This is a genomic window from Sphingomonas corticis (assembly GCF_012035195.1).
In the GTDB taxonomy this organism is placed as follows: domain Bacteria; phylum Pseudomonadota; class Alphaproteobacteria; order Sphingomonadales; family Sphingomonadaceae; genus Sphingomonas; species Sphingomonas corticis.
The window spans coordinates 364,661-383,447 of the sequence record NZ_JAAVJH010000003.1; the positions used below are offsets into that span (position 1 = coordinate 364,661).

General features: G+C 73.5%; 24 protein-coding genes and 1 tRNA gene. 16 read left to right on the forward strand and 9 right to left on the reverse strand.

Annotated features, from left to right (window positions below; genetic code table 11):
• Nucleotides 1-44 precede the first annotated feature (44 nt).
• The 16 genes from gspF (at nucleotide 45) to maiA (ending at nucleotide 11,398) form a co-directional block, all read left to right on the forward strand.
• Complete coding sequence (gene gspF, locus HBH26_RS06780) at nucleotides 45-1,268, forward strand: type II secretion system inner membrane protein GspF (RefSeq protein ID WP_168133824.1); 1,224 nt, start codon at nucleotides 45-47, stop codon at nucleotides 1,266-1,268.
• A gap of 115 nt (nucleotides 1,269-1,383) precedes the next feature.
• Nucleotides 1,384-1,872, forward strand: a complete 489-nt coding sequence (gspG, locus tag HBH26_RS06785; protein WP_338057280.1) for a type II secretion system major pseudopilin GspG — start codon at nucleotides 1,384-1,386, stop codon at nucleotides 1,870-1,872.
• Entirely contained in the window at nucleotides 1,847-2,380 is a 534-nt protein-coding gene (locus HBH26_RS06790; protein WP_168133826.1) for a GspH/FimT family pseudopilin, read from the forward strand. Before gspG ends, HBH26_RS06790 begins: the two co-directional genes overlap by 26 nt.
• Nucleotides 2,367-2,777 carry a type II secretion system minor pseudopilin GspI gene (gene gspI, locus HBH26_RS06795; RefSeq protein ID WP_338057281.1) on the forward strand — a complete coding sequence of 137 codons (411 nt, stop codon included), beginning with the start codon at nucleotides 2,367-2,369 and terminating at the stop codon, nucleotides 2,775-2,777. The genes HBH26_RS06790 and gspI overlap by 14 nt, the downstream gene beginning before the upstream one ends.
• Complete coding sequence (gspJ, locus tag HBH26_RS06800) at nucleotides 2,774-3,481, forward strand: type II secretion system minor pseudopilin GspJ (protein WP_338057282.1); 708 nt, start codon at nucleotides 2,774-2,776, stop codon at nucleotides 3,479-3,481. The genes gspI and gspJ overlap by 4 nt, the downstream gene beginning before the upstream one ends.
• On the forward strand, nucleotides 3,478-4,449 hold the full coding sequence (gene gspK, locus HBH26_RS06805) for a type II secretion system minor pseudopilin GspK (protein WP_168133827.1): 972 nt from the start codon (nucleotides 3,478-3,480) through the stop codon (nucleotides 4,447-4,449). The genes gspJ and gspK overlap by 4 nt, the downstream gene beginning before the upstream one ends.
• Nucleotides 4,446-5,537, forward strand: a complete 1,092-nt coding sequence (gene gspL, locus HBH26_RS06810; RefSeq protein ID WP_168133828.1) for a type II secretion system protein GspL — start codon at nucleotides 4,446-4,448, stop codon at nucleotides 5,535-5,537. Before gspK ends, gspL begins: the two co-directional genes overlap by 4 nt.
• A gap of 10 nt (nucleotides 5,538-5,547) precedes the next feature.
• Entirely contained in the window at nucleotides 5,548-6,024 is a 477-nt protein-coding gene (gspM, locus tag HBH26_RS06815) for a type II secretion system protein GspM (RefSeq protein WP_168133829.1), read from the forward strand.
• Nucleotides 6,024-6,746, forward strand: a complete 723-nt coding sequence (locus tag HBH26_RS06820; protein ID WP_168133955.1) for a type II secretion system protein N — start codon at nucleotides 6,024-6,026, stop codon at nucleotides 6,744-6,746. Before gspM ends, HBH26_RS06820 begins: the two co-directional genes overlap by 1 nt.
• 60 nt (nucleotides 6,747-6,806) lie before the next feature.
• Nucleotides 6,807-6,883 (forward strand) — tRNA-His (locus tag HBH26_RS06825).
• A gap of 83 nt (nucleotides 6,884-6,966) precedes the next feature.
• Nucleotides 6,967-8,016: a Leu/Phe/Val dehydrogenase gene (locus HBH26_RS06830; protein ID WP_168133830.1), complete on the forward strand. Its 1,050-nt coding sequence runs from the start codon at nucleotides 6,967-6,969 to the stop codon at nucleotides 8,014-8,016.
• A 144-nt stretch (nucleotides 8,017-8,160) separates the two neighbouring features.
• Nucleotides 8,161-8,898: a heme ABC transporter permease CcmC gene (gene ccmC / locus HBH26_RS06835; RefSeq protein WP_168133831.1), complete on the forward strand. Its 738-nt coding sequence runs from the start codon at nucleotides 8,161-8,163 to the stop codon at nucleotides 8,896-8,898.
• A gap of 97 nt (nucleotides 8,899-8,995) precedes the next feature.
• A complete protein-coding gene (ccmE, locus tag HBH26_RS06840; protein WP_168133832.1) occupies nucleotides 8,996-9,430 on the forward strand; it encodes a cytochrome c maturation protein CcmE in 435 nt (144 codons plus the stop codon).
• A 6-nt stretch (nucleotides 9,431-9,436) separates the two neighbouring features.
• A complete protein-coding gene (locus HBH26_RS06845; RefSeq protein ID WP_168133833.1) occupies nucleotides 9,437-10,066 on the forward strand; it encodes a tetratricopeptide repeat protein in 630 nt (209 codons plus the stop codon).
• Between the two features lie 13 nt (nucleotides 10,067-10,079).
• Nucleotides 10,080-10,775 (forward strand): fumarylacetoacetate hydrolase family protein, encoded by a 696-nt coding sequence (locus tag HBH26_RS20630; RefSeq protein WP_168133834.1) that lies wholly within the window; start codon nucleotides 10,080-10,082, stop codon nucleotides 10,773-10,775.
• A complete protein-coding gene (gene maiA, locus HBH26_RS20635) occupies nucleotides 10,772-11,398 on the forward strand; it encodes a maleylacetoacetate isomerase (RefSeq protein WP_168133835.1) in 627 nt (208 codons plus the stop codon). The genes HBH26_RS20630 and maiA overlap by 4 nt, the downstream gene beginning before the upstream one ends.
• A gap of 3 nt (nucleotides 11,399-11,401) precedes the next feature.
• Here the strand turns inward: maiA and HBH26_RS06860 are convergent, their stop codons facing one another.
• From HBH26_RS06860 to HBH26_RS06900, 9 genes are all read right to left on the reverse strand, one after another.
• On the reverse strand, nucleotides 11,402-12,229 hold the full coding sequence (locus HBH26_RS06860; RefSeq protein ID WP_168133836.1) for an HTD2 family dehydratase: 828 nt from the start codon (nucleotides 12,227-12,229) through the stop codon (nucleotides 11,402-11,404).
• Nucleotides 12,229-13,392 (reverse strand): acyl-CoA dehydrogenase family protein, encoded by a 1,164-nt coding sequence (locus tag HBH26_RS06865; protein WP_168133837.1) that lies wholly within the window; start codon nucleotides 13,390-13,392, stop codon nucleotides 12,229-12,231. Before HBH26_RS06865 ends, HBH26_RS06860 begins: the two co-directional genes overlap by 1 nt.
• Before the next feature lie 64 nt (nucleotides 13,393-13,456).
• Nucleotides 13,457-14,113 carry a transcriptional repressor LexA gene (gene lexA / locus HBH26_RS06870; protein WP_168133838.1) on the reverse strand — a complete coding sequence of 219 codons (657 nt, stop codon included), beginning with the start codon at nucleotides 14,111-14,113 and terminating at the stop codon, nucleotides 13,457-13,459.
• A gap of 58 nt (nucleotides 14,114-14,171) precedes the next feature.
• The gene (locus HBH26_RS06875) at nucleotides 14,172-15,365 is read right to left on the reverse strand and encodes a molybdopterin molybdotransferase MoeA (protein ID WP_168133839.1); all 1,194 of its coding nucleotides are present in this window, start codon (nucleotides 15,363-15,365) and stop codon (nucleotides 14,172-14,174) included.
• A 39-nt stretch (nucleotides 15,366-15,404) separates the two neighbouring features.
• Nucleotides 15,405-15,605 carry a hypothetical protein gene (locus HBH26_RS06880; RefSeq protein WP_168133840.1) on the reverse strand — a complete coding sequence of 67 codons (201 nt, stop codon included), beginning with the start codon at nucleotides 15,603-15,605 and terminating at the stop codon, nucleotides 15,405-15,407.
• Between the two features lie 51 nt (nucleotides 15,606-15,656).
• Nucleotides 15,657-16,133, reverse strand: coding sequence for a cyclic pyranopterin monophosphate synthase MoaC (gene moaC / locus HBH26_RS06885; RefSeq protein WP_168133841.1), 477 nt, complete (start codon nucleotides 16,131-16,133; stop codon nucleotides 15,657-15,659).
• A gap of 217 nt (nucleotides 16,134-16,350) precedes the next feature.
• The gene (trpC, locus tag HBH26_RS06890; RefSeq protein ID WP_209308370.1) at nucleotides 16,351-17,121 is read right to left on the reverse strand and encodes an indole-3-glycerol phosphate synthase TrpC; all 771 of its coding nucleotides are present in this window, start codon (nucleotides 17,119-17,121) and stop codon (nucleotides 16,351-16,353) included.
• Nucleotides 17,121-18,107: an anthranilate phosphoribosyltransferase gene (trpD, locus tag HBH26_RS06895; RefSeq protein WP_168133842.1), complete on the reverse strand. Its 987-nt coding sequence runs from the start codon at nucleotides 18,105-18,107 to the stop codon at nucleotides 17,121-17,123. Before trpD ends, trpC begins: the two co-directional genes overlap by 1 nt.
• On the reverse strand, nucleotides 18,104-18,676 hold the full coding sequence (locus tag HBH26_RS06900; RefSeq protein ID WP_168133843.1) for an anthranilate synthase component II: 573 nt from the start codon (nucleotides 18,674-18,676) through the stop codon (nucleotides 18,104-18,106). The genes trpD and HBH26_RS06900 overlap by 4 nt, the downstream gene beginning before the upstream one ends.
• Between the last annotated feature and the right edge of the window lie 111 nt (nucleotides 18,677-18,787).

Genomic DNA, 18,787 nt, shown 5'->3' on the forward strand with positions numbered 1-18,787 from the left:
GCTGCGCATGGTCCCCCTCCCCATGCCGGGGAGGATGTAGGAGGTTGGCTGACTTCGACTATCTCGCCATCGACACGCGCGGTGCCGAGACGCGCGGGCACGTGGCCGCGGCGTCGATCGACGCGGCACGCGCGGCGCTCGACCGCCGTCGCCTGTACGTCGTGCGGATCGAGCCCGGCGCCGCGCCCGCCGCGCGCGGGCGGCCGCTGTTCGGGCTGGACCTCGCGCGCCGGAAGATGTCGGGCAAGCAGCTGACGCTGTTCACCCGCCAGCTCGCGACGCTGAGCCGCGTGTCGCCGCTGGAGGAATCCTTGCGCACGATCACGCGCCAGACCGAACAGGAGCACGTGCGCACCATCGTCGCCGCGGTCCACGCCGCGGTGGTGGAGGGACGCCGCCTCGCCGACGCGATGGCGCGCGAGCCGAGGAGCTTCCCGCCGCTGTACCGCGCGATGGTGGCCGCGGGCGAGAGTTCGGGCACGCTGCCGACCATCCTCGAGCGGCTCTCCGTCCTCCTCGAACGCCAGGCGGAGATCCGCGGCAAGCTGCTGACCGCCATGGCCTATCCGACGATCCTCGCGGTGGTCGCCATGGGCGTCGTCATCGCGCTGATGGCCTTCGTCGTCCCGCAGGTGGTGGAGCAGTTCGACACCGTGGGTCAGGAGCTTCCGCTGCTCACCCGTCTCGTCATCGCGCTGTCCGCGCTCATCACCGGCTGGTGGTGGCTGATCCTGCTGCTCGTCGGCCTGGCCGCGATGGCGGGCTGGGCGGCGCTGCGCCAGCCGCCGGTGCGACTGGCATTCGACACGTGGCTGCTGCGCGTCCCGCTTCTGGGACGGCTGCTGCGCGACCTGCACGCGGCGCGGATGGCGCGCACGCTGTCGACGATGGTGGCGAGCCGGCTGCCGCTGCTGGAGGGGCTGAACCTGACCGCGGGCACGATCCACAACCGGCGGCTGAAGGCGGCGTCGGACGAGATCACCGACGCGATCCGCGGTGGCGGCAGCCTGTCCTCGGCGATGCGGCGTACCGCGGTGTTCCCGCCGCTGCTGGTCTATCTCACCGCCAGCGGCGAGGCGGCGGGGCGGCTGGACGAGATGCTGGAGCGCGCCGCCGACTATCTCGAGCGCGAGTTCGACCGCTTCACCGCCACCGCCATGTCGCTGCTGGAACCCGCCATCATCGTCGTGATGGGCGCGGTGGTGGCGACCATCGTGCTCTCCATCCTGCTGCCGATCCTCCAGCTCAACACGCTGGCGGGACAATGAGGTTCTGATGCTCATTCCTTCCGAAATCTCCCATCCTCCGCTCACCCTGAGCGAAGTCGAAGGGCACGCCCCGCGCATGGGCTTCGACTGCGCTCAGCCCGAAGGGAGAGGCAGTGTGCCGGGGAAGCCTCGATTCTCACCCGCCTGGGCCCCGGCCTCCGGCGGGGCGGCCTCGCGCCATCGCAAGCGCCGGCGCGAGGCGGGCTTTACCCTGGTCGAGCTGATGGTCGTCATCGTCATCATCGGCCTGCTCGCCACCATCGTCGCGCTGAACGTGCTGCCGTCGGGGGACACCGCGCGAGTGCAGAAGGCGAAGGCGGACATCGCCACGATCGAGCAGGGGCTGGAGCTCTATCGCCTTCAGATGGGCAGCTATCCGACGACCACCCAAGGGCTGAACGCGCTGGTCACCGCGCCCGCCGGGGTGGACGCGGGCCGCTATCAGGCGGGCGGCTACATCAAGCGGCTGCCGGAGGATCCGTGGAACCGCGCCTATCTGTACGCCTCGCCCGGACAGCACGGCGCCGCCGACGTGTGGACACTGGGCGCGGACGGCAAGGACGGGGGCGAGGGGATCGATGCCGACATCGGCTCCTGGCAGTAACGGCCGGAAACGCGAGCGTTCCTGGCCCTGGGCCCCGGCCTTCGCCGAGGCGGCCTCCCGCCGTCGCGAGCGCCGGCGGGAGGCCGGCTTCACGCTGGTCGAGCTGATGGTCGTCATCGCCGTCATCGGCATCGCGTCGGCGGCCGTGGTGCTGGCGATGCCCGATCCGCGCGGAAGGTTGATGGACGAGGCGGCGCGCTTCGCCACGCGCACGCGCGCCGCGCACGAGGCGGCGATCGTCGCCGGGCGCCCGGTCAGCCTGTGGATCACGCGCGAGGGCTATGGCTTCGACGCGTGGCGCGGCGGGCGCTGGACCCCCGCGGATGCCGCGGGACTGAAGGTCGCGCGCTGGAACGAGGGAACCCGCGCGGTGGGGCTGGTGCGCGAGCGGGTGACGTTCGACCCCACCGGCCTCGCCGACCGCCCGCTCACCGTCACGCTGACGCGCGAGGGTACGCGGGCGGAGGTCGCCGTGGCGGCGGACGGAAGCGTCCGTGTCGCGGGGTGAGCGGTCGGGCCGCAACCCGGCCTGTGCCGGGTTCACGCTGGTCGAGATCATGGTGGCGCTCGCCGTCTTCAGCCTCGCCGCGCTGGCGCTGATCCGGCTGGAAGGGCAGACGATCCGCTCCACCGGCGTGGTGCGCGCGACGCTGCTGGCGCAGATGGTGGCGCGCAACGTCGCGATCGACGCGGTCACCGCCGCCGCGCCGCCGCCGCGCGGTCGCGCCAGCGGGGTGGAGGAGAACGGCGGCCTGCCGTGGCGCTGGACGCGGACGGTGTCGGCGATCGGCGACGGCGACGTGCAGCGCGTGGACGTGACGGTGGCGGATGCGGCGGGCACGCGGCTCGGCCGGATGACGATGGTGCGCCCGCCCGATCCGCCGATCGCGACGGTGGGGCGGTGAGGCGGCTTCGGCGAGCCGGCGCCTCGCGCGGGGCCCCGGCCGTCGCCGGGGCGCCCGATCGCGCGAGAAGCGAGCGTTCGGGCGGCTTCACGCTGGTCGAGGTGATGATCGCGCTGATGATCTTCGGCATGATCGCCGCCGCGGGCGTCGCGCTGCTGGCCTTCAGCGTGCGCGCGCAGGGCGCGACGGACGCGGTGCTGGACGATCTCGGCGCGGTGAACCGTCTCGCCTCGGTGATGACCGCGGACCTGGCGCAGGCGCAGGACCGCCCGGTGCGCGACGAGGCGGGCGTGCGGCTGCCCGCCTTCGCCGGGGCGACCGGCGCGGTGCCGCTGCTGCGGCTGGTGCGCGCGGGCTGGGCCAATCCCGACGCGGTGCCCCGCGCGGACCTGCAGAAGGTGGAATATCGGCTGACCGGCGGCACGCTGGAACGGATCGCCTATCCCGCGCTGGACGGCGCGCCGCCGTTGTCGCCCGCCGCGCTGGTGGAGGGCGTGCGCGAGGCGCGGGTGCGCTTCCGCTACGCCGGGGCGTGGAGCGACCGGTGGGAAGGGGACGCGCAGGCCGCGCTCCCTCGCGCGGCGGAGCTGACGCTGCTGCGCGAGGACGGGCGCCGCTACCGCATGATGTTCCTGGTCGGGACCGGCGCGCCGCGCGCGCAGGCGACTCCCGATCCGCAACCCACCGGTGCGCCGCCCCCATGAGGCGCCGGCGTAAGGGCGAGCGCGGCGCCGCGCTGCTCACCGTGCTGCTGCTGGTCGCGGTGATCGCGGTGATGGCCGCCACGGCGCTGGAGCGACTGCGGCTGTCGACGCGCATCGCCGCCAACGCGGTCGCGATCGACCGGGCGCGTGGCTACGCCTATGCCGCGGAGACGCTGGCGACCACGCGCGTCACCGCGCTGCTGCGCCAGTCGCCCGACCGCGTGGCGCTGATCGGCGGGTGGAGCGGGCGGCCGTTCGGCCTGCCCGTGCCCGGCGGCACCGCCACCGCGCGCGTCACCGACGGCGGCAATTGCTTCAACCTCAACGGTCTGGTCGCGCGCGCGCCGGACGGCAGCTATGCCGCCAATCCGTTCCAGATCACGCGCTTCGCCCGGCTCGCGCGCGTACTGCGCCTGTCGGAGGGCGAGCGGATCGCCGCCGCCACCGCCGACTTTATCGACAGCGACGACGTGGCGCTAGCGCAGGGCGCGGAGGATGCGAGCTATCGCGGGCGGCGCACCGCGGGCACGCTGCTGGCCGATCCGAGCGAGCTGCGCGCGGTCGCCGGCGTGGATGCGCCCTCCTATGCCGCGCTGCGGCCGTGGCTCTGCACGCTGCCGCTGGCCGAGCCGTCGTCGATCAACGTCAATACCCTGCTGCCGGAACAGGCGCCGCTGCTGGCCATGCTGATGCCCGACGGCGTGGGGCCGGAACAGGTCCGCGCGCTGCTGCTGCGCCGGCCGGAGACGGGCTACGCCAGCACCGACGCGTTCTGGAACCAGCTGTCGCTGGGCGGCGCGGGCACCGCCGCGTTCGACGCGCGCCAGCAGACCAGCGTGAAGACAAGCTGGTTCCGCCTGGCGGTGGACGTGGTCGCGGAGGGCGCCGAATTGCACGAGACCGCGCTGATCGACGCGCGGAGGCTTCCCGTCCGGCTCGCATCGCGGCAATGGGGGGATGCGCCATGACGACCGCCACGCTCCTCTTCCTGCCGCCCGACGAGGCCGCGCCGTGGCGCTGGTGGCGCGTGGCGGGCGACGCGGTGGTCGACGAGGGCGAGGGGCTGCCCGCGCCGGACGATGCGGCGGTCGTCGCGGTCGCGCCCGCGGACGCGGTGACGCTGCACTGGGCGGACCTGCCCGCCCGCTCGCCCGCACAGGCGATGGCCGCGGCGCGCATCGTCGTCGGCGATGCGACGGCGGTGCCCGCGCACGACCTGCACGTGGCGGTCGGCCGCGATGCCGCGGGTGGGGAGCGCGCGGTGGCGGTGGTCGCGCCCGATCGCATGGCGGGCTGGCTGGCGCGGCTGGCGGCGGAGGGGATCGATCCCGCCGCGATCGTCCCCGCGCCGCTGCTGCTGCCCGCCCCCGAGGAGGGCCATGTCCGGGCCGATCTGGCCGGGCAATCGGTCGTTCGCGGGCGGACGAGCGGCTGGGCCGACGAGGCGCGGCTGACCGACCTGGTCACCGCGGGAACGGCCCCGGAGACGCTGCCGCGCGACGTCGTCCACGCCGCCGCCGCCGCGTCGCTCGCCGCACTGCCGCTCGACCTGCGGCAGGGGCCGTTCGCGCGCCGTACCCGCCGCGCGATCGACTGGCCGCTGGTCCGCCGGCTGGCGGCGATGGCGGCGCTGATCCTGCTGCTGACGCTGGCAATCGACGTGGTGCGGATCGCGCGCTATTCCTTCGGTGCCGACGCGATCGAGGCGCGTGCGGACACGATCGCGCGCCAGGGCCTGGCCCGCGGCGCGGCGGCGGGGGAGGGCGACGCCGGGCGGATGCTGGCGGCGCGGCTCTCTTCACTCCGCGGTCCGGGCGCGGGATTCAGCGCCACCGCCGCCGCGGTCTATCAGGTGGTGCAGGCCTCCCCCGGTGCGGAAGTGACGGGATTGCAGTTCGAACCGAACGGCACGATGCGCGTGTCGCTGTCGGCGGCCAGCGAGGTCGAGGCGAATGCGGTCAAGGCGCGGCTGGAGCGCGCCGGCTTCGCCGTCACGGCCAGCGTGTTCCAGTCCGCCAACGGCCGCCTGACCGGCGACCTGACGGTGGCGCCATGAGGAGGCCGCGGTGAAGGAACTGCGCGACTGGTTCGCCGGGCGATCGCTGCGCGAGCGGCGGCTGATCCTCGTCATGCTCGGCCTCGCCGCGGTGACGCTGGTGTGGGCGGCCGTCATCATGCCCGTGCGCAACGGCCTGTCCTCCACCCGCGCGCGCTACACCGACGCGGTGGTACGACTAGGCGAGGCACAGGCGGGGCTGGCGCAGGTGAAGGCGGCGCAGCGCCGTGCCGGGCCGCCGCTGGCCGGCGCGCTGGCCGATGCGGTGCGCACCAGCGCGCAGGGCGCGGGGCTGACGCTGTCGACGCTGGATCCGGACGGTGCCGACCGCGTGCGCGCGGGCGTGGCGTCGGCGCGGGCGGGCGCGCTGACCGCGTGGATCGCCGGGCTGGAGGGCAGCGGCGTGCTGGCGGAGGCGGTGACGGTGGCGGGCAACGGCGATGGCACCGTCAACGCGCAGATGACGCTGGTACGGCGGGGGGCGTGATGCGGATCCGCCTGGCCACCCGTCGCCGCACCCTGTTCCTGGCGCTGTTCGTGGCGGCGCTGCTGCTGTTCCTGCCGATGCGGCTGGCGCTGGGCTGGGCCGGCCTCGATTCGCAGGGTTTCTCCGCGCGCGAGGTGACGGGCAGCCTGTGGTCCGGCCGGCTGGTGGAGGCGCGCTTCGGCGACGTGGCGCTGGGCGATCTCGATGCCGGGGTCTCGCCGCTGGCGCTGCTGATCGGGCGCGCGCGGATCGCGCTGGAAGGGCAGGCGGCCGACCCGGCGCAGCGCCTGTCCGGCACCGTCGAGATCGCGCGCAACCGCGCGGCGGTGCTGGACGCGGACGGGCCGCTACCCGCGGGCGCCGCCTTCGCCCCGCTGCCCGTCACGGGGCTGGACCTCGACGACGTCAGCGTCCGCTTCGTCGACAATGCCTGCGAGAGCGCGGACGGGCGTGTGCGCGCGAGCCTGGCGGGCAGCTACCTCGGCCAGCCGCTGCCCGGCAGCGTCAGCGGCGGTGCGCGCTGCGACGGCGGCGCGCTGCTGCTGCCGTTGCAGAGCCCCGGCGGGGTGGAGGGGGTGGCGCTGCGGTTGTGGCCCGACGGGCGCTACCGCGCGGAGATGACGCTGGTGCCGAGCGACCCCGCGACGGCGCAGCGGCTGGACGCCAGCGGCTTCGTCGCCAACGGCGCGGCGCGCATGATCGCGATCGAAGGGCGGTTCTGAACGGCCGGTTCTCCCCGCTTGCACCCGCGCCGATGTGCCGCTAGGGGGCGGCTCTTCGCGGCGACCGTAGTTCAATTGGTTAGAGCGCCGGCTTGTGATGCCGGAAGTTGCGGGTTCAAGTCCCGTCGGTCGCCCCACTCCGCCGCTTCGGGCTGGCGTTCCCGGTCAAACAATAATATTGCGCTGCGAAGCAACGATCTTCTGCGCGAGTGATGCGGCCATGACCTCCGTTTGGGACTATCCCGACTTCGACGCTCACGAGGGCGTCCACCTGTTCACCGATCCCGCGAGCGGGTTGAAGGCGGTGATCGCGATCCACTCGACCGCGCTCGGCCCGGCGGCGGGCGGCGTGCGCTTCTGGCACTATGCCGACGACGCGCGCGCGGTGACGGACGCGCTGCGGCTGTCGCGCGGCATGAGCTACAAGAACGCGATGGCCGGGCTCGAACTGGGCGGGGGCAAGGGCGTGGTGCTGGCGCCGCGACCGGGCGAGACGATCGCCGACGCGCAGCTGGTGGCCTTCGGCCGCGCGGTCGAGTCGCTCGGCGGGCGCTACGTCACCGCGGAGGACGTCGGCATGTCCGAGGCGCGGATGAAGGTGATCGCCGTCGAGACGCGCTACGTCTCCGGCCTGCCGGTGGCCGAAGGCGCGGCGGGTGGCGACCCCGGTCCGTTCACCGCGCACGGCGTCTACCTGGGCGTGAAGGCGGCGGCGAAGCGGGGTCTCGGCACCGACGACATGCGCGGGGTGCGAGTCGCGGTGCAGGGCACGGGATCGGTCGGCGGCGGCCTCGCCCGGCTGCTGGCCGGCGACGGCGCGGTGCTGACGCTCGCCGACGTGGACCAGGCGCGCGCGGAGCGGCTGGCGGCGGAACTCGGCGCGACGACCGTGGCGCCCGACGCGGTGCTGGCGGCGGACGTCGACATCGTCAGCCCCAATGCGCTGGGCGCGATCCTGACCGAGGCCTCGATCGCTTCGCTGAAGGCGCGGATCGTGGCGGGCGGCGCCAACAACCAGCTCGCGACCAGGGAGGACGGCCGCCGCCTGCACGAGGCGGGGATCGTCTACGCGCCCGACTACGTCATCAACGCGGGCGGCATCATCAACGTCGGCCTGGAGTATCTCGGCCACGGCGACGAGGCCGAGGTGATGGCGCGCATCGCGCAGATCCCCGGCCGGCTCGACCAGGTATGGGACGAGGCGGCGGCGACGGGCGATCCCACCGCCGAGGTGGCGGACCGGATCGCGGCGCGGCTGATCGGGCGCTGAGCTTGGCCTGACGATCGGTCGGCGGCCAGGGGGCACGACGGAGCGCCGTACCGCGCGGTGCGCGCTGGGGTGACGGGGTGACGGGGTGACGGGGTGACGGGGTGACGGGGTGACGGGGCCGGCATTATCCCCTATCGCGCGCGCGTGCCTTCGCTCCACGCCTTCGCCAATCCCGCGCGCTTCCTGAAGATCGCGCGGCCGCTGACGCCGGTGCTGCTGCTGCTCGGCGCGGCACTGGTGGCGATCGGCTGCTGGGCGGGGCTGACGCGGACGCCGGCGGACTATCTGCAAGGGGAGACGGTACGCATCCTCTACATCCACGTGCCCGCCGCCTGGCTGGGTATGGGCGGGTGGAGCGGGATCGCGATCTCCAGCCTCGTCTTCCTCGTCTGGCGCCACCCGCTCGCCGACGTGGCGGCGCGGGCGATCGCGGTGCCGGGGGCGACCTTCGCCGCCCTGTGCCTCGTCACCGGCGCGATCTGGGGACGGCCGACGTGGGGGACGTGGTGGCAGTGGGACGGGCGGCTGACGTCGATGCTGCTGCTGTTCTTCGTCTACCTCGGCTATCTCGCGCTGGCGCAGGCGGATCGCGAGCGCGGCGGCGACGGGCGCATTCCCGCGCTCTACGGCCTCGCCGGCACCGTGCTGCTGCCGATCATCCGCTATTCCGTCGTGTGGTGGAACACGCTGCACCAGGGGGCGAGCATCGGGCTGACGCGATCCAGCATCGACGGCGCGATCCTGTGGCCGCTGCCGTTCACGATCCTCGGCTTCACCCTGCTGTTCGGCGCCATCGTGCTGATGCGGATGCGCACCATCCTGGCGCGCGCGAAGGCCGAAGCCCGGTTGCGGCGCAAGGCGCGGCCGGCGGTGGTGGCGTGAACCCCTGGCCCTTCGTCGCCGCGGCCTATGCGGTCACGCTCGGCACCACCGGGCTGGTCCTGCTGCTCGCCTGGCGGGCGATGCGCGAGGCGGAGAAGTGACCGCGAAGAACCAGCGGCTGGCGCTGGCACTGCTGGCGGTGGGCGCGATCCTGGCCGCGGCCCTGCTGGCGCTGTCGGGCCTGAAGGACCAGGCTGCGTTCTTCTACGCCCCCGGTGACGTGGCGCGCGCTGTGCCCCCGCCCGACCAGGCGGTGCGGTTGGGCGGCATGGTGCAGAAAGGGTCCATCCGCCGCGCGCGCGACGGCGTGTCGATCGCCTTCGTCGTCACCGACGGGCGCGCGACCACGCCCGTCACCTTCAGCGGCATCGCGCCGGACCTGTTCCGCGAGGGGTCTGGCGTCGTGGCGGAGGGGCATTTCAACGCCGACCGTTCCTTCACCGCCACCAACCTGCTGGCCAAGCACGACGAGAAGTACATGCCGCCCGAGGTCGCCGGGCGGATGCACGAAACGACGACGCTGGAGGATTGAGCGGCGATGGGGTTCCTCGCGCTCGCGATGCTCGCCGTCGCCGCCTTCGCCGGGCTGGTGCTGCTGCGGGTCGACCGGCTGCTGTGGTCGCTGGCCGCGGCGGCGCTGTGCCTGGGCGCCGCGGGTTACGCGTGGCAGGGGCGGCCGTCGCTGCCCGCCGCCCCGGCGCGCGCGGTGGCGACGGTGACGCCGATCGAGCCGAGCGCGATCGCGCTGCGCGACAGCCTGCTCGGCCGCTACACCGCGGACACCGCCTATCTGATCGCGTCCGACGCGATGGCGCGCGTCGGCGATACCGGCGCGGCGGCGCGCGTGGTGCTGGGCGGCGTCGCCAAGCTGCCGCGCAGCTTCATCCTGTGGACGTGGCTGGGCACCACGCTGGCGGCGGATGCGCGCGATCAGGTGTCCCCGCCTGCGCTGCTCGCCTTCCGCCGTGCCGCGCAGCTGGCGCCGGAGCATCCCGCGCCGCCCTTCTACCTCGGCATGGCCTATGTCCGCGCCGGGCAGTTCCGCGAGGCCCGGCCGTACTGGGCGCGCGCGCTGGCGCTGTCGCCCGCGCGGACCTCGTACCGGCAGGAGATCGCGCTGCGCCTGTCGCTGCTCGACCGGCTGCTGGCGAGCGGGGCGGTGCGATGACGAAGGAGACCGCATGACGCTCGTGATCCCCGCCCTTCCGCCCGTGCTGCTGCCCGTCGCCGGGGGCGGCGACTATCCGGTCGGCCGCATCTTCTGCATCGGCCGCAACTATGCCGACCATGCGCGCGAGATGGGCGGCGACCCGGCGCGCGAGGCGCCGTTCTTCTTCACCAAATGGGCGCAGGCGGCGGTGCCGTCCGGCACGACGATCGCCTATCCGCCGCAGACGCGCGACTATCAGCACGAGGTGGAGCTGGTGGTCGCCCTGGCGCACAGCGGGCGCGACATCCCGAAGGCCGACGCGCTGAGCCACGTCTACGGCTACGCGGTCGGCCTCGACATGACGCGGCGCGACTTGCAGGCGGCGGCCAAGGCGGCGGGGCGGCCGTGGGACGCGGCGAAGAACGTGGAAGAGGGCGCGCCGGTCGGCCCGATCCACCCGGCCACCGCGGTCGGCCATCCGGACCGCGGGCCGATCGCGCTCGCCGTCGACGGCGCGGTGCGGCAGGAGGGCGACCTCGCCGACATGACCTGGCCGGTGCCCGCACTGATCGCGCATCTCTCCACCTTCTACCGGCTGGAGCCGGGCGACCTGATCTTCACCGGCACGCCCGCCGGGGTCGCCGCGGTGGAGCCGGGTGCGGTGCTGACCGGCACCATCGCCGGGCTGGAGCCGCTGACGATCACCGTCGGCGCGGCGGCGGCGTGAGCGCGCCCGTCCTCCACGGCTATTACCGCTCCACCGCGTCGTGGCGGGTGCGGATCGCGCTGGCGCTGAAGGGCGTCGATCACGCCGACGCCTTCCGCCACCTGCGCAAGGGGGAGCAGCGCGACGCGGACTTCCTGGCGCTAAACCCGCAGGGGCTGGTGCCGGCGCTGGCGGTCGACGGCGCGGTGCTGACGCAGAGCCTGGCGATCTGCGAATATCTCGACGAGATGTACGCGGACCCGCCGCTGCTGCCCGCCGCGCCGGTCGCGCGGGCGCGGGTGCGCGCGGCGGCACAGGCGATCGCGTGCGACATCCACCCCGTGCAGAACCTGAAGGTGCTGCAACGGTTGCGCGCGCTGGGCGTGGACGCGGACGCATGGGCGCGCGAGACGATCGATGACGGGCTGGCCGCGGTCGACGCGCTGCTGCGCGCGGAAGCCGGGCCGTTCGCATTCGGCGCGCAGGTGACGCTGGCGGACCTCTGCCTGGTGCCGCAGCTCTACAATGCGCGGCGGTTCGGCGTCGACCTGCGCTGGCCGCGGCTGCTGGCGATCGAGGCGGCGTGCGGGGCGCTCGACGCCTTCCGCCGCGCCGCGCCAGAGAACCAGCCCGACGCGGAGTGACGCTCAGCGCCAGCGCGCCTGCGCCCGCGTCGCCACCGGCCCGCCCGCGCCTGCGGTCCACAGGTCGAGGCGTCCGTCGACCACGTCGCCCGCGTGCAGCCGCATCGGCTGGCCGTCGAACAGCGGCGATGCGCTGCGGAAGGTGAAGTCGTCGGGTGGCGCGCCGCGCACCCGCGCGGCGAGGTGCAGCAGCAGCGTCGCCTGCAGCGGACCGTGGACCACCAGGCCGGGATAGCCTTCCACGCCCGTTGCGTAATCGCGGTCGTAGTGGATGCGATGGCCGTTGAAGGTCAGCGCGGAATAGCGGAACAGCAGCGTGGGCGTGGGGACGATCGTTTCCACCGCCGTGCCGGCCGTCGCCGCGTCGGCAGAGGGCGGGGCCGCGCCGCCCGCGTCGCGATAGACGATCGACTGCCGCTCGCGCACCATCGTCGCGCCGTTGGCGTCGATGCGATGATCGACGGTGACGAAGCACAGGGTGCCGCTGCGCCCCTCCTTCTCGACGACGTCGACGATGCGCGAGGTGCGGCGCACGTGGTCGCCGACGGTCAGGTCGCCGGCGAAGGCGATCTCGCTCCCCGCCCACATCCGGCGCGGCAGGGCGACGGGAGGAAGGAAGCCGCCGCGCGCGGGGTGGCCGTCCTCGCCCAGCGCATCGGCCGGGGCGACGGACTGGCAAAGGCAGAAGTGGATCAGCCGTGGGGCCGGCTCGCCCTCGCGCGGCGCAGCGCCGGGCAGCGCGAGCGTCGCGTGGAAGCGGGCGGCGAGGGCGGGGGTCAGCACGTCCTCCGCCGCCTCCTCGCGGCCGATCCAGTCGGTGATGCCGGGCATCAGTAGGACCGCGGCAGGCCGAGCACGTGCTCGGCAACGTAGCTGAGGATCAGGTTGGTCGAGACCGGCGCGACCTGGTACAGCCGCGTCTCGCGGAACTTGCGCTCGACGTCGTACTCGCAGGCGAAGCCGAAGCCGCCGTGGAATTGCAGGCAGGCGTTCGCCGCCTCCCACGATGCCTTGGCGGCGAGATACTTCGCCATGTTCGCCTGCGTCCCGCACGGCAGCCCCGCGTCGTAGCGGCGGCACGCCTCGAACCGCATCAGGTTGGCGGCCTCCACTTCGACGAACGCCTCCGCGATGGGGAATTGCACGCCCTGGTTCTGCCCGATCGGGCGGCCGAACACGTGGCGCTCGGCGGCGTAGCGCGCGATCCGGTCGACGAACCAATAGCCGTCGCCGATGCACTCCGCCGCGATCAGCGTGCGCTCGGCGTTGAGGCCGGTGAGGATGTAGCGGAAGCCCTGGCCTTCCTCGCCGATCAGATTCTCCGCCGGGATCTCGAGATTGTCGAAGAACAGCTCGTTGGTCTCGTGATTGACCATGTTGAGGATCGGCCGCACGGTCATGCCGTTCGCCTGCGCCTGCTTCACGTCGACCAGGAAGATCGACAGCCCCTCGGACCGTTTCGCCACCCGGTCCACGGGCGTGGTGCGCGCCAGCAGGATCATCAGGTCGCTGTGCTGGATGCGGCTGATCCACACCTTCTGCCCGTTGACGACGTAGCGGTCGCCGCGCCGCTCGGCGGTGGTGCGCAGGCGGGTGGTGTCACTGCCCGTGGTCGGCTCTGTCACGCCCATCGATTGCAGCCGCAGCTCGCCACGCGCGATCGCGGGCAGGTAGCGGCGGCGCTGCTCCTCCGACCCGTGGCGGACCAGCGTGGTCATGTTGTACATCTGCCCGTGGCAGGCGCCCGAATTGCCGCCGGCGCGGTTGATCTCCTCCATGATGACGGAGGCCTCGGCGAGGCCCAGCCCGGCGCCGCCATATTCCTCGGGGATCAGCGCGGCCATCCAGCCGGCGTTCGTCAGCGCATCGACGAACGCCTCGGGATAGGCGCGCGCCTCGTCCACGCCGCGGTGGTATTCGTCGGGAAACTCGCGGCACAGCGCGCGGACGGCGTCGCGGATCTCGTCATGGCCGTCGCCCGCCGTCGTCTGCATCGCGCTCTCCTCGCCTGTCCCCCGGCGTTACGGAACGGACGGGGCGAGGGGAAGGGGCGACGCCTTAGTTGTAGCGGCGCAGGATCCCGGCCAGTTTGCCCTGGATCCGCACCTGTGCGGGCGCGTAGCGCTGCGGATCGTAGGCGCGGTTGGCGGGGTCGAGCCGCACCATCGCGCCCTCGCGGCGGAAATACTTCAGCGTCGCCTCCGCCTCCTCGATCAGCGCCACGACGATCTCGCCGTCGCGCGCCACTTCCTGTCGGCGGATCAGCGCATAGTCGCCGTCGAGGATGCCGGCCTCCACCATCGAGTCGCCCGCCACCTCCAGCGCGAAATGATCGCCCGAGCCGAGCAGTGCGGCGGGCACGGGAAGCGAGGTGGAGCCCTCGAACGCCTCGATCGGAACGCCGGCGGCGATGCGGCCGTGCAGCGGGATCTCGATCACGTCGTTCGCGGGCTGCGGCACCGGGCGCGCCCGCGCGGGGGCGGTGCGCTTCGCCTCCGCGCGTTCGGGCACCTTCAGCACTTCCAGCGCGCGTGCGCGGTTGGGCAGCCGGCGCAGATAGCCTCGCTCCTCCAGCGCGCTGATGAGCCGGTGGACGCCGGACTTGCTCTTCAGCGACAAGGCCTCCTTCATCTCCTCGAACGAGGGAGAGACGCCGCTCTCCGACAAGCGGTCCTGGATGAAGCAGATCAGGTCGTGCTGCTTGCGCGTGAGCATGGCCGGGGTTCCCTGTTGCGAACAGACGTGGAACCAATATGGAACGTCGGCGCCGCCGTCAAGCGATCATCAGGATTTCCGCCGAGTCGCCCGCGCGGGCCGCCGGGGCATGGGGCGCGCGCACGACCAGGCAGGTGGAACGCGCCAGCGTCATCAGCATGGAGGAGTCCTGGATCGCCGCCACGCGCACCCGTCCGTCGATCACCGCGCCGCGCAGATAGTCGGTGCGTGGCCCGTTGGCGGGCAGGTCCTCGCCCAGTAGTGCGGTGGCGGTGTGGAGGAAGGGATCGCGCGCGCCGGACAGGTGCGCGACCAGCGGACGCACGAAGAGCAGCGCGGTGACGAAGGCGGACACGGGGTTGCCCGGCAGGCCGACGACGGTCATGCCGCCCCCCGGTCGAACGGCGCGCCGCCCCGCCAGCATCGGCTTTCCCGGCCGCAGCGCGATGCGCCAGAAATCCAGCGCGACGCCCGCCGCCTCCAGCGCCGGGCGGACGAGGTCGTGGTCGCCCACCGATGCGCCGCCGGTGGTGACGAGCACGTCGGCCTCGACGCCGGCGAAGGCGGCGGTCAGCGCGTCCATCCGGTCGGGCAGGATGCCCAGGTCGACGATCGCCGCGCCCGTTTCCGCCAACAAGGCGCGCAGCAGCAGCCGGTTCGATTCGGGCAGGTCGTCCGGCCCCGCCGCACCCGGTTCGGCCAGTTCGTCGCCGGTGGCGGCGATGGCGACGCGCACCGGGCGCGCGACGGCGACGCGGTCCACCCCGGCGGTCGCGGCCACGGCGAGCCGCGCGGCGGTGAACCGCTCGCCCGCGGGCACCAGCACGTCGCCCTGCGCGAAGTCCAGCCCGCGCACCCGCACGTTGCGCGCGCGATGCGGCGGCCCCTCGCCGTCGAGATGGAGCGTCGCGCCGTCCCGCCGCGCCTCCTCCTGCACCAGCACCGTGTCGGTACCCGGCGGCATGGCCGCGCCGGTGAAGATCCGCACCGCCTCGCCCGCGCCGACCGCGCCGTCGTGCGGGCGCCCCGCTGCGCTCTCCCCGATGACGCGCCACGGGCCGGGCAGGTCGGCGAAGCGAAGCGCGTAGCCGTCCATCGCCGACAGGTCGCGCGCGGGCTGCGTCCGCCGGGCGACCACCGGCGCCGCGGCGTAGCGGCCGAGCGCGTCGGCGAGCGGCACCTCGCACGGGGGAACCGGCGCGGCGAGCGCGAGGACGCGCGCCTGCGCGTCGGCGACGGGAAGAAGGGTCATGCGCGCGTCGTGCGGCGTCCCTGGCCCGCGATCAAGCGTTCATCCCTGCGGCTGGCGCGCCGGCGGCTCTTTCGGCGCGGGCTGCTGCTGGCCGGGATGGGGATCCTTCCTCAGCTGCTCGTGCCCGCTCAGGATCTGGCCGATCATGAACGTGCCCCAGATCATCGCCGCGATCACGGCGATGACCAGCGCGACACGCGCGGGGCGGGGGCGGGGGGGTGGGCGATCGTTGTCGTTCATGCCATGGCGTCAACGGCTTGGGACGCGCACGGTGCCGCAAGTTGATGAGGATCAGCCAGCTTCCGGCGCGCGCCAGTCGCCCGACTTGCCGCCGGTCTTCGACAATAGGCGGATGCCCTCGATCGTCATCGCCTTGTCCACCGCCTTCACCATGTCGTAGATCGTCAGGAGCGCGACGGACACGGCGGTCATCGCCTCCATCTCCACTCCGGTCTTTCCCTCGGTCGCGACGGTGGCGGTGGCGACCACCGCGTCGTCCTCCAGCCGCAGGTCGATGGCGACGCGGGTGATCGGCAGCGGGTGGCACAGCGGGATGAGGTCCCCGGTGCGCTTAGCGGCCATGATCCCGGCGACGCGGGCGACGGCCAGCACGTCGCCCTTCGCGGCGCCGCGATCGCGAATGGCGTCCACGGCGGCGGGGGTGAGGCGGATGCGCCCGCTCGCCACCGCCTCGCGCCGGGTGGGTGGCTTGCCGCCGACGTCGACCATGTGCGCGGCGCCGGTGTCGTCGAGGTGGGTGAGCGTCATGCGGCCTTCTCGCCGGATCGTGGCGGCAAGTCGAGTTCGTTCACGCGGAGGCGCGGAGAGTTGGTTCGCGCAGAGACGCGGAGGCGCAGAGGGGTGGCGTGCTGGGAGCCGGTCAAAGCCGTCGCAGGCGGCTCACCATCGTTGCTGCGGCGCTCCTGCCTGCGGCGCGAGGCGAGCGCACCGTCTCTGCGCCTCCGCGTCTCTGCGCGAAACGAACCTAGCCCACCAAGGCGCGGGTCGCCGCCTCGACGTCCTGCTGCCGCATCAGCGCCTCGCCGATCAGGAAGCAGCGGATGCCGTGCTCGGCCATCGCATCCAGGTCGGCGCGGCTGGTGAGGCCGCTCTCGGCGACGAAGGTGCAGTCCTGGGGCGCATCGGCGACCAGTTCGTAGGTGCGCTGGAAATGCACCTCGAAGGTGCGCAGGTCGCGGTTGTTGACGCCGATCAGGCGCGAGCGGAGGCGGGCGGCGCGCGCCATTTCCGCCGCATCGTGCACCTCGACCAGCACGTCCAGCCCCGCCTCCAGCGCCGCGGCCTCGCACTCCGCCGCCTGCGCGTCGGACAGCACGGCCATGATGAGGAGGATCGCGTCGGCACCGATCGAGCGCGCCTCCAGCGCCTGCCACGGGTCGATCGTGAAGTCCTTGCGGATCACCGGCAGGTCGCAGGCGGCGCGCGCCTGGCGGAGGTAATCGTCGTTTCCCTGGAAGTAGCGCTCGTCGGTGAGGACGGACAGGCACGTCGCGCCCCCCGCACGATAGGCGCGCGCGTGGCCGGGCGGATCGAAGTCGGCGCGGATCAGGCCCTTGGACGGGCTCGCCTTCTTGATCTCCGCGACCAGCGCGTGGCGGCCCGAGGCGGCGGTGCGGTCCAGCGCGGCACGGAAGCCGCGCGGGGCGGACGGGGAGGGCGGGGGCGCGGGGTTCGCCGCCTTGCGGGCGGCCACCTCCTCGCGCTTGGTGGCGATGATCGTGTCGAGGATGGTCATCAGAAGGCGATCCAGCGGTCGAGCAGGTCGCGCGCGGCGCCGGCGTCGATCGCCTGCGCCGCGCGCGTGGCACCGGCGCGAAGGTCTGCCGCGACGCCGGCAAGCACCAGCGCGGCGGCGGTGTTCAGCAGCACCGCGTCGCGATAGCCGCCCGCCTCCCCGCCGAGCAGGCGGCGCAGCGCCAGCGCGTTATAGGCGGGGTCGCCGCCGCGGATCGCGATGGTCGGGTGGCGCGGCAGCCCCGCGTCCTCGGGCGCGATGCGCGGCGGAAGCGCGGCGGTGCCGATCGAGACGACGCGCGTCGGGCCGGCGCCGGAGATCTCGTCCAACCCCTCCTCGCCCGCGACGACGAACGCCGCCTCGCTGCCCAGTTGCGCCAGCGCCTCGGCGTAGAGCGGGGCATAGTCGGGCCGGGCGATGCCGATCAGCTGGCGCGTCACCCGCGCCGGATTGGCGAGCGGGCCCATCAGGTTGAAGATCGTGCGCCGACCGATGCGGCGGCGGATCGGCGTGATCCGCTTCATCGCGGGGTGATGATTGCCCGCGAAGAGGAAGCAGATGCCGAGTTCCGCCAGCGTCGCCTCCGCCTGCGCGCCGGCGCGATCCATGTCGAGCCCGAGCGACTCCAGCGTGTCCGCCGCCCCCGCCTTGGAGCTTGCCGCGCGATTGCCGTGCTTCGCCACCGGCACGCCGCAGGCCGCGACGACCAGGCTGACCGCGGTGGAGACGTTCAGCGTGTGCTGCCCGTCGCCGCCGGTGCCGCACACGTCGATCGCGCCGGCCGGCGCGGTGATGGGGATCAGCCGCTCGCGCAGCGCGCGCGCCGCCTCGGCGATCTCGATCGAGGTCTCGCCCCGATGCGACAGGGCGAGCAGGAAGTCGGCCACCGCCTCCTCGCTGGTCCTGGCGTCGAGCAGGTCGGCGAAGGCCTGCGCCGCGGTCTCGCGCGACAGCGGCGAGGCGGGGTCGGGCAGCAGCGCGCTCACGGCCGCAGCCCCGCCTCGCGCAGGAAATTGGCGAGCATGTCGTGGCCGTGCTCGGTCGCGATGCTCTCGGGATGGAATTGCACGCCGTGGATCGGCAGGTCGCGGTGGCGGAAGGCCATCACGGCGCCGTCGGGCGCGGTGGCGTTTACCGCCAGCGCGTCGGGCACGTCGGTGACGATCAGCGAGTGGTAGCGCGTGGCGGTGAAGGGCGTCGGCAGGCCGGCGAACACGCCGGTACCGTCATGCGCGATCGCGCTGGTCTTGCCGTGCATCAGGCCGCCGCGCACCACGCGCCCGCCGAAATGCTGGCCGATCGACTGATGCCCCAGGCATACGCCGAGCAGCGGGCGGCGAGCCTCGGCCGCGGCGGCCACCAGGTCCAGGCTGATCCCCGCCTCGTTGGGCGTGCACGGACCGGGCGAGATCAGCAGCGCCTGCGCCCCGGTCGCCAGCGCCTCCGCCGCGGTCAGCGCGTCGTTGCGCTCTACGCGCACCTCCACGCCCAGCTCCATCAGGTAGTGGACCAGGTTCCAGGTGAAGCTGTCGTAATTGTCGACGACCAGGATCATGAGCGGCGACATAGCGGACCCGGGCGGGCGCGCAATCTATTGCGATCCGGCAATGCACGCGAAATATCGCGGCGGAGAAAAGCGCGCATGACGGCGTTGTTCTTTCGTTCG